Annotated in this window: 1 protein-coding gene; it reads right to left on the bottom strand. The window is 32.9% G+C overall.

All coding sequences use genetic code 11. The features are described from left to right. Positions 1-438: JmjC domain-containing protein (locus tag HUN22_RS17710; RefSeq protein WP_174732097.1), on the bottom strand; the 438-nt coding region annotated here is incomplete at both ends.

Here is a 438-nt window from a genome sequence, read left to right as displayed (position 1 = left end):
GCTCTAGCTCCATTAAATAAACTAGCATGTTTAAAAGTCCACTTTAAATAGTCCAAGTTAAATGCAGGAAAAGTTCCTATAGCTAAATGTACTGTTGGCTCTCCTAATGGACTAGGATTATGCCACCACCCTCTTGGTATATAAAGAATATCACCAGGTTCCAGAATAACATCCATATAAACTTCATCTGGACATGGATATAAATCTTCAAAATCCTTACTTTGATGAAAATATAGAGGCTCATTAAAAGAAGGTTTATAGATAACCCATCTTTTCCTTCCAATTATTTGTAAAGCAAAAACATCTCGTGTATCCCAATGAGCACGATAAGAATCTTTATCACCAAAAGCTATATAGGTACTAGTTAAAGTTTGTCTATTGGTATATTGAGCTATTTCTCTAGCAAAATCATTAAACACCGGTTCATCAAATATATTA

This window comes from Acinetobacter lactucae, assembly GCF_013344765.1.
Classification (GTDB): domain Bacteria; phylum Pseudomonadota; class Gammaproteobacteria; order Pseudomonadales; family Moraxellaceae; genus Acinetobacter; species Acinetobacter lactucae_A.
This window is presented reverse-complemented; position numbering and strand designations above follow the sequence as displayed.